Below are 17,196 nucleotides of genomic sequence, written 5' to 3' on the forward strand. Positions count from 1 at the left end.
AATTCACTTATGATAAGCGTCAAAAATCTTACTAAAATATACAACAAGCAAAAAGCAGTTGATAATATCAGTTTTGAGGCTGAAACAGGGAAAATTGTAGGCTTTTTGGGACCTAATGGAGCAGGTAAATCAACGACCATGAAAATAGCTACAGGCTATATTGCTGCAACATCTGGTACAATAGAAGTAGCTGGTTTTGACGTAAATACACATATCAAAGAGGCTCAAAAGTGTATTGGGTATTTACCTGAACACAATCCGCTGTATTTAGATATGTATGTGAAGGAATATTTGAGTTTTATTGGTAAAATTCATCAAATATCACAAAAGTTAGATACAAGGATTGCAGAAGTAGTAGAAATGTGTGGTTTGGGGCGTGAGCAACACAAAAAAATAGGAATGCTCTCAAAAGGGTATAGACAAAGGGTTGGCTTGGCACAAGCTCTCATTCATAATCCTCCTGTTCTGATTTTAGATGAACCTACCACAGGACTCGACCCCAATCAGATTGTAGAAATTAGGCAACTAATTAAACAAGTGTCTGAAAATAAAACAATTATACTTTCTACACACATCATGCAAGAAGTACAAGCTATTTGTGATAAAGTAGTCATTATCCATCTAGGGAAAATTGTAGCGGATGCTCCTGTAGAAGAAATTAAAACATTATCTCAAAAAGAACGTATCTTGCGAGTGGAATTTACAGAAAGTATTGATGTTGACACCTTAAATCAAAAAATACAAGGAATCAAAAGCTTGAAAGCTTTGAGTTCCACAATTTGGGAAATAAGAACTTTACATGATAATGATATTCGAGCAGAAATATTTAAATTAGCAACGCAAGAAAACTGGACGATACTAGAAATAAAACAAGAAGAAAAAAACTTAGAAAATGTATTCAGAGAACTCACAGGAACCACTCTTTAAACAAGAACTACAAATAGCTTCATCACACCATCATAAATCTATTGGAATGGATATTCGCTTAGTTTTAGATGATGAAACTAAGCCACTTGTGATTTTTGTACACGGATTTAAAGGATTTAAAGATTGGGGACATTTTAATTTGATAGCAGATGAATTTGCTCGCAACGGATTTATTTTTGCCAAAATTAATCTTTCTCATAATGGCACTTCACCTACGGATAAACGAAATTTTGTAGATTTAGAAGCCTTTGGACATCAGACTTTTTCCAAAGACTTACATGATATTGATGATGCTATTAATTATTTCTTTTCAGAGGATTACTTGTTCAAGGCGAATACAAATTTACAAGAATTGTATCTCGTTGGGCATAGTAGAGGAGGAGGACTTGTCATACTAAAGGCATCGGAAGATAGTCGTGTGAAGAAAGTAACAACTTGGGCTTCTATTAGTGAGAGTGGATTCTTATTCAATAAAGAACGTATTGAAGAAATTGAAAGAAATGGAGTAATTTATATTGAAAATGCTCGTACAAAACAAAATATGCCTATTTACAGGGAAGTTTATGAAGACTTACTCAGAAACTCTCAAAGGTTTGATATAAAACATAAAATTTCTAATCTACAGGTACCATTATTGCTAATACATGGTAAAAATGATACTTCTGTTTCTCCAAAAAGCTCCGAAAATCTCAAAGATTGGGCTAAAAATGCCACACTAATTCTTTTAGAAGATGCTGACCATACTTTTGGAGGCAAGGAACCTTATACAAATGATTTATTGCCTGTTCACACAGATGAATTGGTAGATGAAACCATTGCCTTCTTTAAAGGGTAAATGTAACAATATTAGAAAACTACTAAAAACGCTGTTGAGATTAATTCAACAGCGTTTTTGTTTTTTAATAACTAAATTTTATTGCTAAAATAATATATCTTTGCTAAAATAATATATTTAATAAGAATAATATTCTAATATTTAAAATTTTAACACAAAATTATTTGTTAATAATAAATTTTAATCAAATTTTATAAAGGTATAAGACTCTTTTCTGATTTTTGTTATTTATTTTAATGACTTAAATTATAAAAATAATTAAAAAAATACTTGTAATTGTTTTATTATAATAGATATATAAATTACCAAAAATATACTTAAAATTATATTCTTCCAAGATAAAATTTCAATTTTGGGATATGCAAATTAAAATCAATTTTAAAGTCATTCCCATTATGAAAAAGCTATTCCTCCTTCTTACATGGCTGATTGCAATAGGTTTAAGCCCTAAGGTAAATGCTCAGGGTTCTGAAATGTATGGCAAAGGTATTCGTATCAATTTAGATACAACAGGTAAACGTTATATACGTTTTATTACTTGGCATCAGGTGTGGATGCGTTACATTGATAACAATCCTGGAACAACTGTAAACGGACTTCCTGAAGCAAGTACTTGGGACTTGGGTTTGCGTCGCTCTCGTTTTTTATGGTACACACAGATTTCACCTCGTTATTTAATACTTGCCCATATTGGTATCAATAACCAGACTTTTGTAAATGGAGGTGGTTCTGGAACAACTGGAGTGGGAGGTTATGGGGTTGGTAAAAAACCACAACTATTTCTACATGACTTTTGGAATGAATATCAAGTAGTAAAAGATAAGCTGTATTTGGGTACGGGTTTGCATTACTGGAATGGTGTAAGTCGTATGGCAAGTGCTAGTACATTGAATTTCTTGGCGATGGATGCTCCTATTTTCAACTGGCCTCTTATTGAAGAAACAGACCAATTTGCTCGTCAGTTTGGAATTTATGCAAAAGGAAAATTGCCAATTGGCAAAAAAAGTTTGGATTACAGAGTTTATCTCAATAAACCCTTTGCCACACCAACCCCTGATGCTACTATTCAGGCAACCCCTGAAAGAGCTTATGCCACAAATAATAATACAGGAGCTGTAGGGGGGTATTTTAGTTTTGAATTGGCTGACAAAGAAAGCAATGTATTGCCATTCTTTGTAGGTACATATGTGGGTACAAAGAAAGTCATCAATGTTGGAGCAGGTTTTCATTTACACCCCAAAGCTACTAAAAGCTGGAATGCTACAGAAAGTCGTTTTGAAGGGCATGACATGCAACTTTTTGGCGTAGATTTTTTTGCGGATGTACCTCTCAATAAAGAAAAAGGAACAGCTTTTACAGGATATTTATTGTATCAAAATATGAATTTTGGAAAAAATTATATACGTTCCATTGGTATTATGAATGAAGGCTTACCAACACCTATTGGTTCTATTGGACAAGGTGGTGGAAATGCAGATTGGAGAATAGGAACAGGAAGCTTGATATATGGTGAAGCTGGATATTTATTACCAAAAAGTACTTTGGGAAGCAAAGGAAAATTGCAAGTATTTGCCACAGGAACTTATAAAAATTTGGAGTATCTAGCTGACCCAGCTTTAACATATGGTGCTGGTTTTAACTATTTTATTGATGGACATCATGCTAAAATATCTCTCAAATATCAAAGCAGATCTATTTATGAAGGAACATTTAATGCTGCAACAGGAGAGAAACCTACGTTAAATGATAACTCTGACTTGGTAGGTGGTAGAAAACGCTTAGGCGAAGTAATCATACAAACCATGATTTATTTATAAAATAAAGCTCAAATATTAAAAATCAACTTTTTAAAATTATATTTTATGGCATCTTCCTCACAAACCGTACATACCAAAACAGATAAGAATATCTGGGGTGTGATTACAGCCTCCTCTGTAGGAACGCTGATTGAGTGGTACGACTTCTATATTTTTGGAAGTCTGGCAGCAATGGGTATTATTGGAAAACAATTTTTCCCTGGTGATAATCCTACAGCAGCATTTTTAAGTTCACTAGCTACTTTTGCTGCGGGCTTTATAGTTCGTCCTTTTGGAGCTTTGTTTTTTGGACGTTTGGGTGATTTGATAGGCAGGAAATATACATTTTTGGTTACACTGCTTCTTATGGGTGGTTCTACTTTCTTCATAGGATTGATACCCAGTTATGCTTCTTGGGGAGCTGCTGCCCCAGCTTTGGTTCTTTTGCTACGTTTGTTACAAGGCTTGGCTTTAGGTGGCGAATATGGCGGAGCAGCTACTTATGTAGCCGAGCATGCAGGGTCTAACAAAAGAGGTTATTTTACAGCATACATTCAAACAACAGCTACTTTGGGCTTATTGATGTCTATTGGGGTGATTATTCTTACACAAATGTTTTTAAGAGATGATAAAGCTGTAAACCCTAATGGAGCCTTTGAAGAATGGGGCTGGAGAATACCTTTCTTAGTATCTATTTTCTTAATTGTAGTTTCTGTTATTATTCGTATGAAAATGCACGAATCACCTATGTTTAAGAAAGTAAAAGATGAAGGAAAAACATCTAAAAACCCACTCAAAGAAAGTTTTGCAAACAAAGCCAACTTAAAAATGGTATTGCTTTCTTTGTTTGGTGCGACAGCAGGGCAAGGTGTGGTATGGTATACAGGTCAGTATTATGCTCTTTCGTTTATGAATAAAACTTGTGGTATTGACTCTGCCCAAGCCAACGAAATAATTATGATTGCTATTATTTTTGTGACACCTTTCTTCTTGGTATTTGGAGCTTTATCTGATAGGATTGGACGCAAATTTATTATGATGGCAGGTTTACTGGCTGCAATGCTTGCTTACAGACCAATTTATCAAACGATGTTTGATATTTCTGATCTCAAACAGAAAAAAGAAATTATAGCAGAAACCAAAGTAACAACACAAGGAGAACTTGTAAAAGGTAAAAAAGACTCTTTGGTTACTACTAAAACTACCAAAGTGTTTGAAGATGGAACAAAAGCAACTCTCATTGCCAAAGTAACCAAATTTGAAGATACCAATAAAAAACCTAAAGAAGAGAAATCTAAAGCTGTAAGATTAAGTAGTAGTGATAAAACTATGATGATATTTTTGATTTTTATTCAAATATTCTTTGTGACAATGGTATATGGACCAATAGCTGCATTCTTGGTGGAAATTTTCCCAACTAAAATACGCTATACTTCTATGTCGTTACCTTACCACATTGGAAATGGTATATTTGGAGGACTTACACCTTATATAGTTACAAGAGTTATTGAAGCTACCAAAACTACAGAAAATCCCTCAGGCGATATTTTGGCAGGTTTATGGTATCCCATAGGTATTGCAGCTCTTACATTCATCATAGGTATGATTTACTTGCCCAGTCGTACAGATAAAGAAGTGATGGACTAAAAGAATGATAGATGTTCATATTAAATGATAATTTTTCAACATTAAAATAAAAAAATCATGGATGCGATTAAAAAAATTCTTGGAGTTGTTTGGCTTGTATTAGCCCCAACGCTTGTATTGATGATGATACGACAATTTGTAACAGAAATTCCTGAACTTGAAAAAGCAATTGCAGATGGTAAAAAACCAGCCAGCGAGATGCAAAGTACTTATATATTTTGGATTATCACAATTACCATTTTTGTGCCTATTGCAACAGGCTTAGGCCTATTTGGGTATTATGCCCTCAAAAATGAGTATAAGCAAATTGCAACCTCCTCAGCTGAGTTATGATAAACTTTGTAGGGGCATATTTGCCCCTACAAGAAATGTTGTGTTTTAAGAAAGTAAAGCGATATTTTATTGGAATATCGCTTTCTCAAACTTTCAAAATATAAACTAAAGATGAAGAATCTACAAAAAATAACACCCAAAATTGTACTTGTATTTGTAGTGGCTATGTTGTTATTTAATTTTCCAATATTGGCTATTTTCAATCAAGTAGATTTTTTTATGGGCTTACCCAGTGTTGTGGTATATATCTTTGTAGTGTGGTTTTTGGTGATAGGGGCTTTATTTTTTATCTTTAATAAAAAAGAATCTTAAATACAATGAACTGGGGAATTATTGTCATAGCGTCTCTTTTATATTTGACCTTGCTCTTTGTATTGGCTTATTTGGCTGATAAAAAGGCTCAAAACCATCAGAGCCTTATCAATTCTCCTTATATATATGCATTGTCATTGGCTGTTTATTGTACAGCATGGACCTATTATGGTTCAGTAGGCAGAGCCAGTAAAAGTGGTATCGATTTTCTTTTAATTTACTTAGGCCCCACACTTTCAGCACCTTTATGGTGGTTTATCATCCGAAAAATTATTAGAATTTCTAAAATACAAAATATCTCTAACATTGCTGATTTGATAGCAACTCGTTATGGTAAAAGTGCTACTTTAGGAGCTATTGTAACTATCGTATCTGTTTTAGGGGTTGTTCCTTATATATCGTTGCAAATCAAAGCAATAGGAGAAAGTTTTAGTATCATGATTGCTACTCAAGAAGCTTCTGTTATTAAACCAGTTTATATAGATTATGCCTTTTATACAACGATTGTTTTAGCAATTTTTACTTTATACTTTGGAACACGCCAACTGGATTTGAATAAAAAAAATGAAGGAATGGTATTTGCCATTGCTTTTGAGTCTTTATTCAAACTATGTGCTTTTTTGGTAGTGGGTAGTTATGTGACATTCTTTATTTTTGATGGTTTTGGAGATGTTTTTTCAAGGGCATTTGCTCAAAAAGAACTTCAACATTTGTTTACCATCAATACTCAGTCAAGTTATAAGTCTTTGGAGTGGTTTTTGGTAGGCTTAGCTTCCATGTTTGCCATTATGTTTCTGCCTCGTCAATTTCAGATGCTTGTGGCTGAAAACAAACAGGAAAAACATCTCCAGAAGGCAATTTGGCTATTTCCTTTATATCTATTCATTATCAATATTTTTGTAATGCCTATTGCCCTTGCAGGCAAACTTTCTTTTCCTGATAGTAATATAGATGCAGATACTTACATTTTAGCATTACCTTTAGCCAATAATCAGAATTTAATAGCCTTAATTACCTATTTGGGAGGATTTGCAGCAGCAACCAGTATGGTGATAGTAGCTTCACTTGCACTTAGTTTGATGCTTACAAATAACCTATTTATTCCTATCAGTTTGTCTTTTTCTATTACTAAACACCTAAAAGATAGGCAATGGGGACGTTGGGTACTTTACACACGCAGATTGAGTGTAGTTTTGATCTTGATATTGGCTTATGGGTATTTAAAAGTAATTGCTGATACACCACTTGTTTCAATAGGACTAATTTCGTTTGTGGCTGTTTCACAGTTTGCACCAGCCATTATTGGAGGGCTTTATTGGAAAGATGCAACACAAAAAGGAGCTATGGCAGGTATTCTGACAGGTTTTTTGATATGGACTTTTACGCTCATACTTCCTACTCTCATTAATAAAGGTATTTTTCCTGAAAGTATTCTTAGTGAAGGACTATGGGGAGTAAATTGGTTGAAACCTTATCAATTATTTGGACTCAAAGAATTGGAGCCTGTGGCACATTCATTATTTTGGAGCTTATTATTCAATATGGCAATGTATGTTTTTGTTTCCATACAAACGAATCAAACCTCACAAGAACGTAGTCAAGCAGAGTTTTTTGTAGATGTTTTCAAATATTCCAATATTTATGAAGAGGCAGTAGTTTGGAAAGGAATAGCTCATAAAAAAGATTTAGAAGGACTTTTAAGTAGTTTTTTGGGAGTTGAAAAAGCGAAGAACTTACTTGCAGATTTTGAAAAAGAACAAAATATAGCTTCTGAGAACAATCAGGAAAATAATGCTCGATTGGTAAAATATGCCGAAAGAATATTAGCAAGTACCATTGGTTCTACATCTGCTCGTATTTTGGTGGCTTCAGTAGTACAAGAAGATGAAATAAGTAAAGAAGAGTTACTTCAAATGTTAAAAGAATCGCAAGAACTAAAAAAACTCAATTTTGAACTCAAAAAAACAGATATACAAAAAAATGAATTTATAGGCACAGTAACCCACGAGCTTCGTACACCCATTACATCCATTCGTTCTTTTTCAGAGATTTTATATGATAATCCTGATTTAGATGAAAACCAACGCCAGCAGTTTTTACAAACAGTCATCAATGAAACTCAGCGTATGGAACGCTTGATTAATCAGGTATTAGATTTGGAAAAATTTGATTCAGGAAAACAAGTACTAAGTTTAGAAAAAATTGATATACAAGAGGTTATAAAAGAAGCAATAGGTATTTATCAAACAGTTATTCAAGAAAAAAATTTGAATTTTGTGGTCAATGCAACACAACAAAATATTTTTATTCTGGCTGATAAGGATAGAATCTTGCAAATTGTGCTTAATTTTCTTTCTAATGCTGTGAAGTTTTCGAAAAAAAATATTATAATAGATAGCCAAATAGAACAAGATAGCGTTAGAGTAGTGGTAGCAGATGATGGAAAAGGAGTTCCTGCCGAATTGAAAGAAGCTATTTTTGAGAAATTCTTTCAGGCAGAAAACCAGACAATCAAAAAACCTAAAGGAAGTGGTTTGGGGCTTGCTATTTGTAAGAAAATTATTCAATATCATAAAGGACAAATAGGAGTAGAAACCTCTAATGGTTTAACTAAATTCTATTTTACTTTACCTCTAGTCAATTAAATTTTTTTATATGAAAGTGTTAATAGTTGATGACGAACCTAATATCTTGATGTCTTTGGACTTTTTAATGCGAAAAGAAGGCTATGATGTATTGGTTGCTCGTAATGGAAAAGAAGCTCTTGAAAGCCTTGAAAATAACGAACCTGATATGGTTTTACTCGATATTATGATGCCAGATGTAGATGGCTATGAAATATGCCAATACATCCGAAAACAAGAAAATTTACAAAACTGCAAAGTGATTTTTTTGAGTGCTAAAGCCAAAGAAGCTGATATACAGAAAGGATATGAAGCGGGTGCTGACTTTTATATGACAAAACCCTTTTCTAATAAGAACTTAATTGGTAAAGTAAAAGAATTGTTACTCTACCATGAATAATAAACCTAAGTAGAGATAAATTTTACATCATTTATACTAAAAATATTACAATTATGCTATCTAAAATCAACACCTTGAGCGGATACTTGTATGAGTATCAAAAAAGTATTGCCAATCCCGAAGACTTTTGGGACAGTGTAGCTCAACAATTTTTCTGGAGAAAAACATGGGATAAAGTGTTAGATTGGAATTTTGATAATTTAGACGTGAAATGGTTTATCAATGGTAAACTTAATATTACGGAAAATATCTTTGAGAAAAATCTATTTATGTTAGGTAATAAACCAGCTATTATTTTTGAAGCAAATGACCCCAAAGAACCTACTGTAACTCTTACATATAATCAACTATATGAAAAGGTTTCTCAGTTTGCTAATGTGCTTTTAGCCAATGGCATCAGAAAAGGAGATAGAGTAGCCATTTATATTCCAATGGTGCCAGAGGCAGCTATTGCCATGCTTGCTTGTGCAAGAATTGGGGCTATTCATTCTGTTGTTTTTGCAGGTTTTTCAGCTTCTTCATTGTCTGATAGAATTAATGATGCAGAAGCCAAAATGGTGATAACCTCTGATGGCAATTATCGTGGAGCAAAATCGATTGATGTTAAATCGGTGGTAGATGAAGCCCTCGAAACCTGCTCATCTGTTCAGAAAGTAATTGTTTTGGAACGTACCAAAACGCCTGTAACCATGAAAGAAGGCAGAGATATTTGGTGGCATGATGCCATTAAGGGTGTTGCTACTGAAAACAAAGCCGAAGAAATGGATTCAGAAGATATGCTTTTCATTCTTTATACATCAGGCTCTACGGGAAAGCCCAAAGGAGTAGTACACTCCACTGGAGGCTATATGGTTTATACAGCTTATACTTTCCGAAATGTATTTCAGTATGAACCACAAGATATATTTTGGTGTACTGCTGATGTGGGTTGGGTAACAGGACATTCTTATATTGTATATGGACCATTACTCAATGGTGCAACGGTAGTGATGTTTGAGGGAGTTCCTACCTATCCTGATGTAGATAGATTCTGGGATGTAGTAGAAAAGCACAAAGTAACCCATCTTTATACAGCACCCACAGCCATCAGAGCTTTGATGGCTTATGGAACAGAACCTATTCAAAAACATGATTTGAGTAGTTTAAAAGTATTAGGGTCTGTGGGTGAACCTATTAATGAAGAGGCTTGGCAATGGTATTATCACCATGTAGGTAAAGGAAATTGCCCTGTAGTAGATACTTGGTGGCAAACTGAAACAGGAGGGATGATGATGTCACCATTAGCTGGCATTACACCTACTAAACCAGGGTATGCTACACTTCCACTTCCTGGAATTCAGCCTATTATTGTAGACAATGAAGGTAATGAGCTGAAAGGCAACAACGTAGAAGGTAATTTATGTATCAAATTTCCTTGGCCTTCCATGATACGAACTACTTATGGCGACCACGAAAGATGTATCAATACTTATTTTAGAAGTTTTAAAAACTTGTATTTTACAGGTGATGGTGTAAAACGTGATGCAGATGGGTATTATCGCATTTTAGGACGTGTAGATGATGTTATCAATGTTTCAGGACACCGTTTGGGAACAGCTGAAGTAGAAAATGCTATCAATTCACATCCTTTGGTACTCGAATCGGCTGTGGTAGGCTACCCCCATGACATCAAAGGGCAGGGCATTTATGCGTATGTAATTTTAGATAGTGCAAGTCAGAACCATGAAGCAGATAAAATCAAACAAAGTTTGCTGACAACAGTTACAAAAGTTATTGGACCCATTGCCAAACCAGATGTGATTCAGATTGTTTCGGGGCTACCTAAAACTCGTTCAGGTAAGATTATGCGTAGAATATTGCGTAAAGTGGCAGAAGGCGATGTTTCAAATTTAGGAGATACTTCTACACTCCTTGACCCAAGCATTGTAGACGAAATTGTATCAGGGGCAGGACTTAAAAAATAGGTGTCTGTTTAGAAATAAAAATACATTGTATTCAAAAAATACACAAAATAATTTTCACAGAAAGTTATTTTGTGTATTTTTTTTTTAGATTTGCAATAAAAATAAATCTCTTTTACACTTATGAAAGAAGTCTTAGACCATTTATTCACTGTTGAATCTCTTATTAGTATTCTATCTCTAACCTTGATGGAAATTGTATTGGGTATTGATAACATTGTTTTTATTTCTGTAATTGCTAATAAGTTGGAACCAACAGAAAGAAAGAAAGCTACAAATATTGGATTAGTTATAGCCATTATTCCAAGAGTTGTATTATTGTTTGCAATTTCTTGGATTATCAAGCTTACAACACCTTTATTTCATTTAGTAGTACCCATTACCAATTTTGACTTTCACCCAAGTGGTAGAGATTTGATTTTATTGGCAGGTGGTTTATTCTTGATTTATAAAGCAACTACTGAGATTCATCATAAATTACAAGGACAAGAAGAAGTAGTAGGCAGAGCTAAAAACTCTTCTATGGGAGGTGTTATTGTACAAATTGCACTTCTAAATATTGTTTTCTCTTTTGACTCTATCCTAACAGCCATTGGTATGGTGGATGCAGCAAAACCTGAAAACTTGTGGATTATGATTCTTGCAGTGGTTTTTTCTATGGTTATCATGATTTTCTTTGCAGGTCCTGTAAACCATTTTGTAAATAAAAACCCAACAGTAAAAATGCTTGCATTGGCTTTCCTTGTGATGATTGGTACAATTTTGATTATGGAAGGTTTAGAAAAAGAAGTATCAAAAGAGTATGTCTACTTTGCTATGTTCTTTGCTTTAATGGTAGAACTCTTGAATTTACGTATGATGCGAAAAGCTCAGGCTATCAGGCTACGTATGCGTTATGTAAAAGATTTAGAAGATGACAATGCCTCTGAAGCAAACCTTGTAGATTCTGAGATGACACGCAAACAGTTGGATGTAAAACACCTGAAGGGTAAGGTAAAAGATAAAGAATAGAAATAAGATATAAGGCAAAAGATGTGAGATAAGAATAAACATCATAAAAAATAATACCCTATAATACTTATAGGGTATTTTTCTAAAAATTAAACCTAAAAACAATGATTATTTATAATTCCAAAAATTGGAGTCTAGTTATAAAAAGTATATTTGGGTTTGGCTATGCATATAATGTTAGAGAACTACTTAAAATACAATCGATTATACTTGTTTATTGCTTGATAGTTGTTTATTTGCGTTTGCATATATTCAATAATGTCAAAGATTATCCAATTGAACTAAATGTTACATTTCTTTCTTTGATTGGGGTAATTATGGGTTTGACTCTGGTATTTCGTACCAACTCTTCGTATGATAGATGGTGGGAAGGGCGTAAACTCTGGGGAGCTCTTATCAATGAAAGTCGTACGATGGCATCCAATTTTTATGCTCTTTTAACTCTCAATCCTCAAGAAAGACGTTATTTAGCAGCTCAAATTGGTAATTTTGCCTATGCTTTGCAAGGGCATCTCAGAGATAGTGTTAATATGGATCATCTTGACTCAGCAGGAGATGCTACTTATATAGATGAACTCCGAAAGGCCAAACATATTCCACATCGAATAGCCACCAACATATTTGTAAAAATGGAAGAGCTTTACAAAAAAGGACTTTTTACAGATGTAGATAAAATAAATATCAAAGAACAAATAGAACAGATGATTAATGTGATGGGAGCTTGTGAACGTATCAAAAATTCACCTATTCCTTTTTCCCATGTTTCGTTTATCAAAAGTTTCATTATTTTGTATTGTATCATATTACCTTTAGGAATGGTGGATACATTTCATTATTACACTGTTCCTGCTGTATTTTTGATAAGCTATGCACTTGCTGGGGTAGAAATCATATCAGAAGAAATAGAACAACCTTTTGGTACAGATGCTAATGACCTTCCTTTATTGCATATATCAAATGTAATTAAGAGCAATGTTTATGAAATTATGGAAGTACCTATAGATAAAGAATTGCCTATTGCCAAAGAAAATAAAATGGTATTAATATAGAAGTACAAAAAGGATTTTTAAAGTAGAAAAAAATATTAGAAATTTTCTAAATATAATCCAAAAGTTATTTCCACTCATGTTTATTCATGTAGTAGCATTTTTCATGTTCTGAGTTAAAAATAAAATTACTTTCTGTCCAAAAATCAGTTGTAATACCATTCTTAACACTATATTTAGTTTCATTACGTAATAGTTTATAAATATCTTTTGAAATGCCAATATAATGAGGAGAATGACATAACTCACCAATTGTAGTAGCTCTTTTAATAGTATTTCCAAGCCATATCAGGTCTTTGTCATGATTATAATGAGATTTTACACATAAAATTGTGCCAACATCAATGCCAATGCCAAATTCGAGTTCATAAGGACTTGGGTTTGGTTTTGTTCTTTTGAGCATATAAAGCATGAGAAAAGCAGCTTCAATAGCATTGTTTAGCTGTTTAATGCTATTATTTTTAAAGAAAATAACTAAATTACCATTGTTAAAATTTCGGACATCACCACCCATAGCACTTGCTATTTTATTAATAGTTTGAAAATAAGAGAGATGTGTTTTGAGAATAGCAGATTTATCAGATGAATTGAAAAGTTCAGATGTATTTCGTAAATCAATATATACAGTAATGCTTTCAAATTCTAAACCTGTATTGGCTTGGAATTTGAAGTCATCGTGATAAGGAATATAATTGACTTTTTCTGTGAAAAACTCTTGGTCTGTAATGACTTTAAGGGTTTTAAAAATTTCTTGTTTGAGAGCCATTTGTGTATAAATATCCTACACAAATTTACAAACTAAAAAAATGCCACGCATCAGGGAATCCCTGATTTTGCATTGGTGTAATAAAATAATTTTTTTTAACTAAAATTGATGTATTTTCTTTGTTTTTTTTGATTTTTGTTGTTTTTTTATTGAAAAAACCATGTAAGTTTTCTGTGTTTTTATGATATTTTGTATTTATGAGCCATGTTATGCTTGATGAGATTCGGATAGATGTTGTCCGAAAAAAAATGAAAAATATACGTCTAACCATCTATCCATCCACAGGAAAAATTAGACTTTCTGTACCCAAAAAAACATCTGAAAAAATGATACAAAGTTTTTTGAAATCAAAGTTGGATTGGATAAAAAAACATAGTCAAATTTCTGAAAATCAGATTCGTATAAATTATAATTTTGAAACAGGAGAAAATCATGCTTTTTTAGGGAAACTATATCCCTTAGAAGTCATTTATCAAGAAAAAAGACAAAAAGTTGAATTGAAAAATGAAATACTATACTTGCTTGTAAATAAGGATTCTACAAAAGAAAATAGACAAAGACTATTCAATACATGGTACCGTAAGCAATTAGAAGCTATTTTACCTGAGATGATAGCTCATTGGGAAAATATAATGCAGGTAAAAGTGGAGGAGTGGCGTATCAAGAGCATGAAAACCAAGTGGGGGACTTGTAATATCACTAAAAAACGTATTTGGCTCAATTTAGAACTTATCAAGAAAACAAAAGAACAACTAGAGTATGTAGTTGTTCATGAAATGGTACATTTATTTGAAAAATATCATAACAAAAGGTTTTACGATTTGATGACGCATTATTTGCCTAACTGGAAGGAAATTAGAAAACAACTCAATCAGATTGTATAGGGTATGGTTATTTTTTCTTCTTCTTTTTTGAATTATTGGCAATATACTCATCCAGCCATGCTTCATACCAACTCAAAAAATCTATTCTCTGGTCGTCTTTACTCAAATAATAATCAGGATAGATGCCTGCATCGTTGCCTCTGTCATCTACCCAAATATTATTATACTCTTTGCCATTGACTACCAGATGAATAAAAACGCCACAACCAAAATTGGAGAGCTTTATCATGCCATTAATCCATTTATCATGCATATACTCTTCCTGATATGCCTCATATTCTTCCTGATTATCAATATCCTGAATAGGATTCCAGTAATCTGAGAGCATAAAAGGCTGAGATATGTCCACAAAATTATCTCCTTTATAATCTAAATCTACATATCTACTATCTTCAAGGCTTTCAAGGCCATAGTAAGGTCCTGCACCACCGTTACCAACCTGTTTCAAAAACTCTCTATAACCCAAAGGCAATGAAATCTGATATGTTTTTTCAAAATCCTCAATTTCACTTTCTGAAATCGTAGGGTTTAGTTCATACTTATGTTTTTGAACTCCAAAAGAAGATAAGTTTGTATCTAAACTTTTGAGTGTGGCAAGTTTTTCTTTGATTCTATTGATTTGTTCTTGTAAGTCGTCCATAATTTAAGCTAAGTTTTTGATAACCTGAATCGTTTTTTCAAGCATATCGTCTGTGAAATCGAGATGAGTTACGAGTCTGATATGTTTTTTACTAAAAGGAGATACCAAAACACCTTTTTCTGCAAATTTTTGAGTGAAGGTAGCAGAGTCAATAGGTGGAGGCAATTCAAAAATAATGATATTGGTATCAACAGGCATTACACTTGCTGTATAATTTACACTTTGAAGGACTTTTTCAAGCTCTTTGGCTCTTTTATGGTCTTCAGAGAGCCTTTCAATATGGTTATCCAAAGCATACAAAGCAGCAGCTGCCAAATAACCAGCCTGTCGCCAGCCGCCACCCATTACCTTTCTAATGCGTTTGGCTTTTTTGATAACAGTTTTAGAACCCAGTAATACAGAACCTACAGGACATCCCAAACCTTTCGAAAAACACACCGAAATTGTATCAAAGTGCTTTCCATATTCAGAAGGTTGTTCTTGAGTGGCTACCAGACTATTCCAAACTCTTGCCCCATCTAGATGCAGTTTAAGATGATTATTTTTACAAAAACTTGAAATTTCTTCAATTTGGGGAAGGGTATAAAAACATCCACCACCTTTGTTTACAGTATTTTCAAGGGCTACAATAGATGTTTTGGGATAATGAATGTTATCTTGGTTGATATTTTCTTCAATTTGGTATGGAGTCATTCTGCCTCTCATGCCTTCTACCAAACGGACAGAAAGCAACGAATTGGAAGCAAGCCCACCACCTTCATAATTATAAATATGTGAAAGCTTATCGCAAATAATTTCATCATTGGGTTCTGTAGTAGCCCTGATACCAATTTGATTGGTCATTGTTCCAGAAGTACAAAATAAACCAGCCTCCATTCCAAAAAATGAAGCAGTTTTTTCTTCAAGAGTTTTGACAGTGGGGTCTTCTTCATACACATCATCACCCACCTGAGCCGAAAACATTGCCTCCAGCATAGCAGGAGTAGGTTTGGTAACAGTATCACTACGTAAATCTATGAGCATATTTTATAGTTTTTTATTTTCAAAAGCTGAATTAATAATTTTTTCGATGCGGGCTTGGCGTGTGGGAGTTGTTTTGGCATTAAAAAGCCACTCCAAAATACCTCTTTTATAAGAACGTGAAAACTTCTCCCAATTTTGTAAAGCAGTTAAATTTTTTTCAAATTCTATTTTTAAATCTTCGGGTAAAATCAGATTTTCTACATCATTGAGGGCATCCCAAGTACCTGTTTTCTTCGCTAATTCTACCATTTTAAGTCCAGATGGCATCATCAGACCTGCTTCTATGAGTCTGGCTACCTTTTCTTTGTTTACTCTGCTCCAATTGCTTTTGGGTTTGCGTTTGGTAAAATACTGATAACGACTTTCTTCATCTCTTTTGCTGACTGTGCTATCAATCCAGCCAAAGCAAAGGGCTTCATCTACTGCCTCCGAATAATAGACACTGGGAGTAGAGCTGTCTTTTTTGTAAAGAATCAGCCAAACAGCTTTTTCTGTGTCGTGATTTTCTGATAGCCACTTTCTCCAAGCCTCTTGGGTTTCAGCATGAAAGGTTATGATACCATTTTTGAGTTCCATAATTTTTACTGATGAATTTCTACACCCCTCTGAGCCAAAATTTTGAGTGTTTCAAAATTCTCGTCTTTGTTCATATCAATAGGAGTACGATAAATGGATAGTTTTTTCAGATTTTTTAATTTCTGGAATACTTGAATATCAGTTACTTGTGTTTGTGAGATATTCAGATACTCCAAACTTGTACAATGAGCTAACGCTGAAATATCAGTTAGATTTTTGTTGGTATCCAGTAAAAGTGTTTTGAGTTTTGTGAGGTTTTTAAGAGGTTCAACGCTTTTTACATTGTTGGCATAGAGCCAGATTTCTTCTAAATCGAGCATATTTGCCAAAGGTGTTAAATCTTCAATATGATTACCATCTAAAGATATTTTTTTTAGGTTCGGGGCTTGTTCTAAACCTTCCAATGAATCAAGAG

At 33.6% G+C, this 17,196-nt stretch carries 15 protein-coding genes and 2 pseudogenes; 12 read left to right on the forward strand and 5 right to left on the reverse strand.

Annotated elements, in window-relative coordinates:
* The first annotated feature begins 9 nt into the window (after positions 1–9).
* The 11 genes and pseudogenes from AD998_10450 (at position 10) to AD998_10500 (ending at position 12,895) form a co-directional block, all read left to right on the forward strand.
* Positions 10–927 (forward strand): gliding motility-associated ABC transporter ATP-binding subunit GldA, encoded by a 918-nt coding sequence (locus AD998_10450; GenBank protein ID KOY86509.1) that lies wholly within the window; start codon positions 10–12, stop codon positions 925–927.
* Positions 928–973: 46 nt separating this feature from the next.
* Positions 974–1,762, forward strand: coding sequence for a hypothetical protein (locus AD998_10455; protein KOY88148.1), 789 nt, complete (start codon positions 974–976; stop codon positions 1,760–1,762).
* A 395-nt stretch (positions 1,763–2,157) separates the two neighbouring features.
* A complete protein-coding gene (locus AD998_10460) occupies positions 2,158–3,579 on the forward strand; it encodes a hypothetical protein (protein ID KOY88149.1) in 1,422 nt (473 codons plus the stop codon).
* Between the two features lie 45 nt (positions 3,580–3,624).
* On the forward strand, positions 3,625–5,205 hold the full coding sequence (locus tag AD998_10465) for an MFS transporter (GenBank protein KOY86510.1): 1,581 nt from the start codon (positions 3,625–3,627) through the stop codon (positions 5,203–5,205).
* Positions 5,206–5,262: 57 nt separating this feature from the next.
* On the forward strand, positions 5,263–5,538 hold the full coding sequence (locus AD998_10470) for a hypothetical protein (protein KOY86511.1): 276 nt from the start codon (positions 5,263–5,265) through the stop codon (positions 5,536–5,538).
* A 111-nt stretch (positions 5,539–5,649) separates the two neighbouring features.
* Complete coding sequence (locus AD998_10475) at positions 5,650–5,850, forward strand: hypothetical protein (GenBank protein KOY86512.1); 201 nt, start codon at positions 5,650–5,652, stop codon at positions 5,848–5,850.
* A 5-nt stretch (positions 5,851–5,855) separates the two neighbouring features.
* Positions 5,856–8,495, forward strand: coding sequence for a histidine kinase (locus AD998_10480; protein ID KOY86513.1), 2,640 nt, complete (start codon positions 5,856–5,858; stop codon positions 8,493–8,495).
* 10 nt (positions 8,496–8,505) lie between these two features.
* A complete protein-coding gene (locus AD998_10485; protein KOY86514.1) occupies positions 8,506–8,874 on the forward strand; it encodes a transcriptional regulator in 369 nt (122 codons plus the stop codon).
* A gap of 53 nt (positions 8,875–8,927) precedes the next feature.
* Positions 8,928–10,838: an acetyl-CoA synthetase gene (locus tag AD998_10490; protein ID KOY86515.1), complete on the forward strand. Its 1,911-nt coding sequence runs from the start codon at positions 8,928–8,930 to the stop codon at positions 10,836–10,838.
* Positions 10,839–10,958: 120 nt separating this feature from the next.
* Positions 10,959–11,723, forward strand: a pseudogene (locus AD998_10495) (hypothetical protein).
* Between the two features lie 227 nt (positions 11,724–11,950).
* Entirely contained in the window at positions 11,951–12,895 is a 945-nt protein-coding gene (locus AD998_10500; GenBank protein ID KOY86516.1) for a hypothetical protein, read from the forward strand.
* A 64-nt stretch (positions 12,896–12,959) separates the two neighbouring features.
* Here AD998_10500 and AD998_10505 read toward each other — a convergent pair whose 3' ends face one another.
* On the reverse strand, positions 12,960–13,658 hold the full coding sequence (locus tag AD998_10505; GenBank protein ID KOY86517.1) for a hypothetical protein: 699 nt from the start codon (positions 13,656–13,658) through the stop codon (positions 12,960–12,962).
* Between the two features lie 197 nt (positions 13,659–13,855).
* Between AD998_10505 and AD998_10510 the strand changes: the two genes are divergently transcribed.
* Positions 13,856–14,542 carry a hypothetical protein gene (locus AD998_10510; GenBank protein KOY86518.1) on the forward strand — a complete coding sequence of 229 codons (687 nt, stop codon included), beginning with the start codon at positions 13,856–13,858 and terminating at the stop codon, positions 14,540–14,542.
* Positions 14,543–14,549: 7 nt separating this feature from the next.
* Here AD998_10510 and AD998_10515 read toward each other — a convergent pair whose 3' ends face one another.
* From AD998_10515 to AD998_10530, 4 genes and pseudogenes are all read right to left on the reverse strand, one after another.
* Positions 14,550–15,185 (reverse strand): hypothetical protein, encoded by a 636-nt coding sequence (locus AD998_10515; GenBank protein ID KOY86519.1) that lies wholly within the window; start codon positions 15,183–15,185, stop codon positions 14,550–14,552.
* Entirely contained in the window at positions 15,186–16,205 is a 1,020-nt protein-coding gene (locus tag AD998_10520; GenBank protein KOY86520.1) for a threonine aldolase, read from the reverse strand. It lies immediately after the preceding gene.
* A 3-nt stretch (positions 16,206–16,208) separates the two neighbouring features.
* The gene (locus AD998_10525) at positions 16,209–16,784 is read right to left on the reverse strand and encodes a hypothetical protein (protein ID KOY86521.1); all 576 of its coding nucleotides are present in this window, start codon (positions 16,782–16,784) and stop codon (positions 16,209–16,211) included.
* An 89-nt stretch (positions 16,785–16,873) separates the two neighbouring features.
* Positions 16,874–17,161: pseudogene (locus AD998_10530) on the reverse strand (hypothetical protein).
* Between the last annotated feature and the right edge of the window lie 35 nt (positions 17,162–17,196).

The organism is bacterium 336/3 (assembly GCA_001281695.1).
Lineage (GTDB): Bacteria > Bacteroidota > Bacteroidia > Cytophagales > Thermonemataceae > Raineya.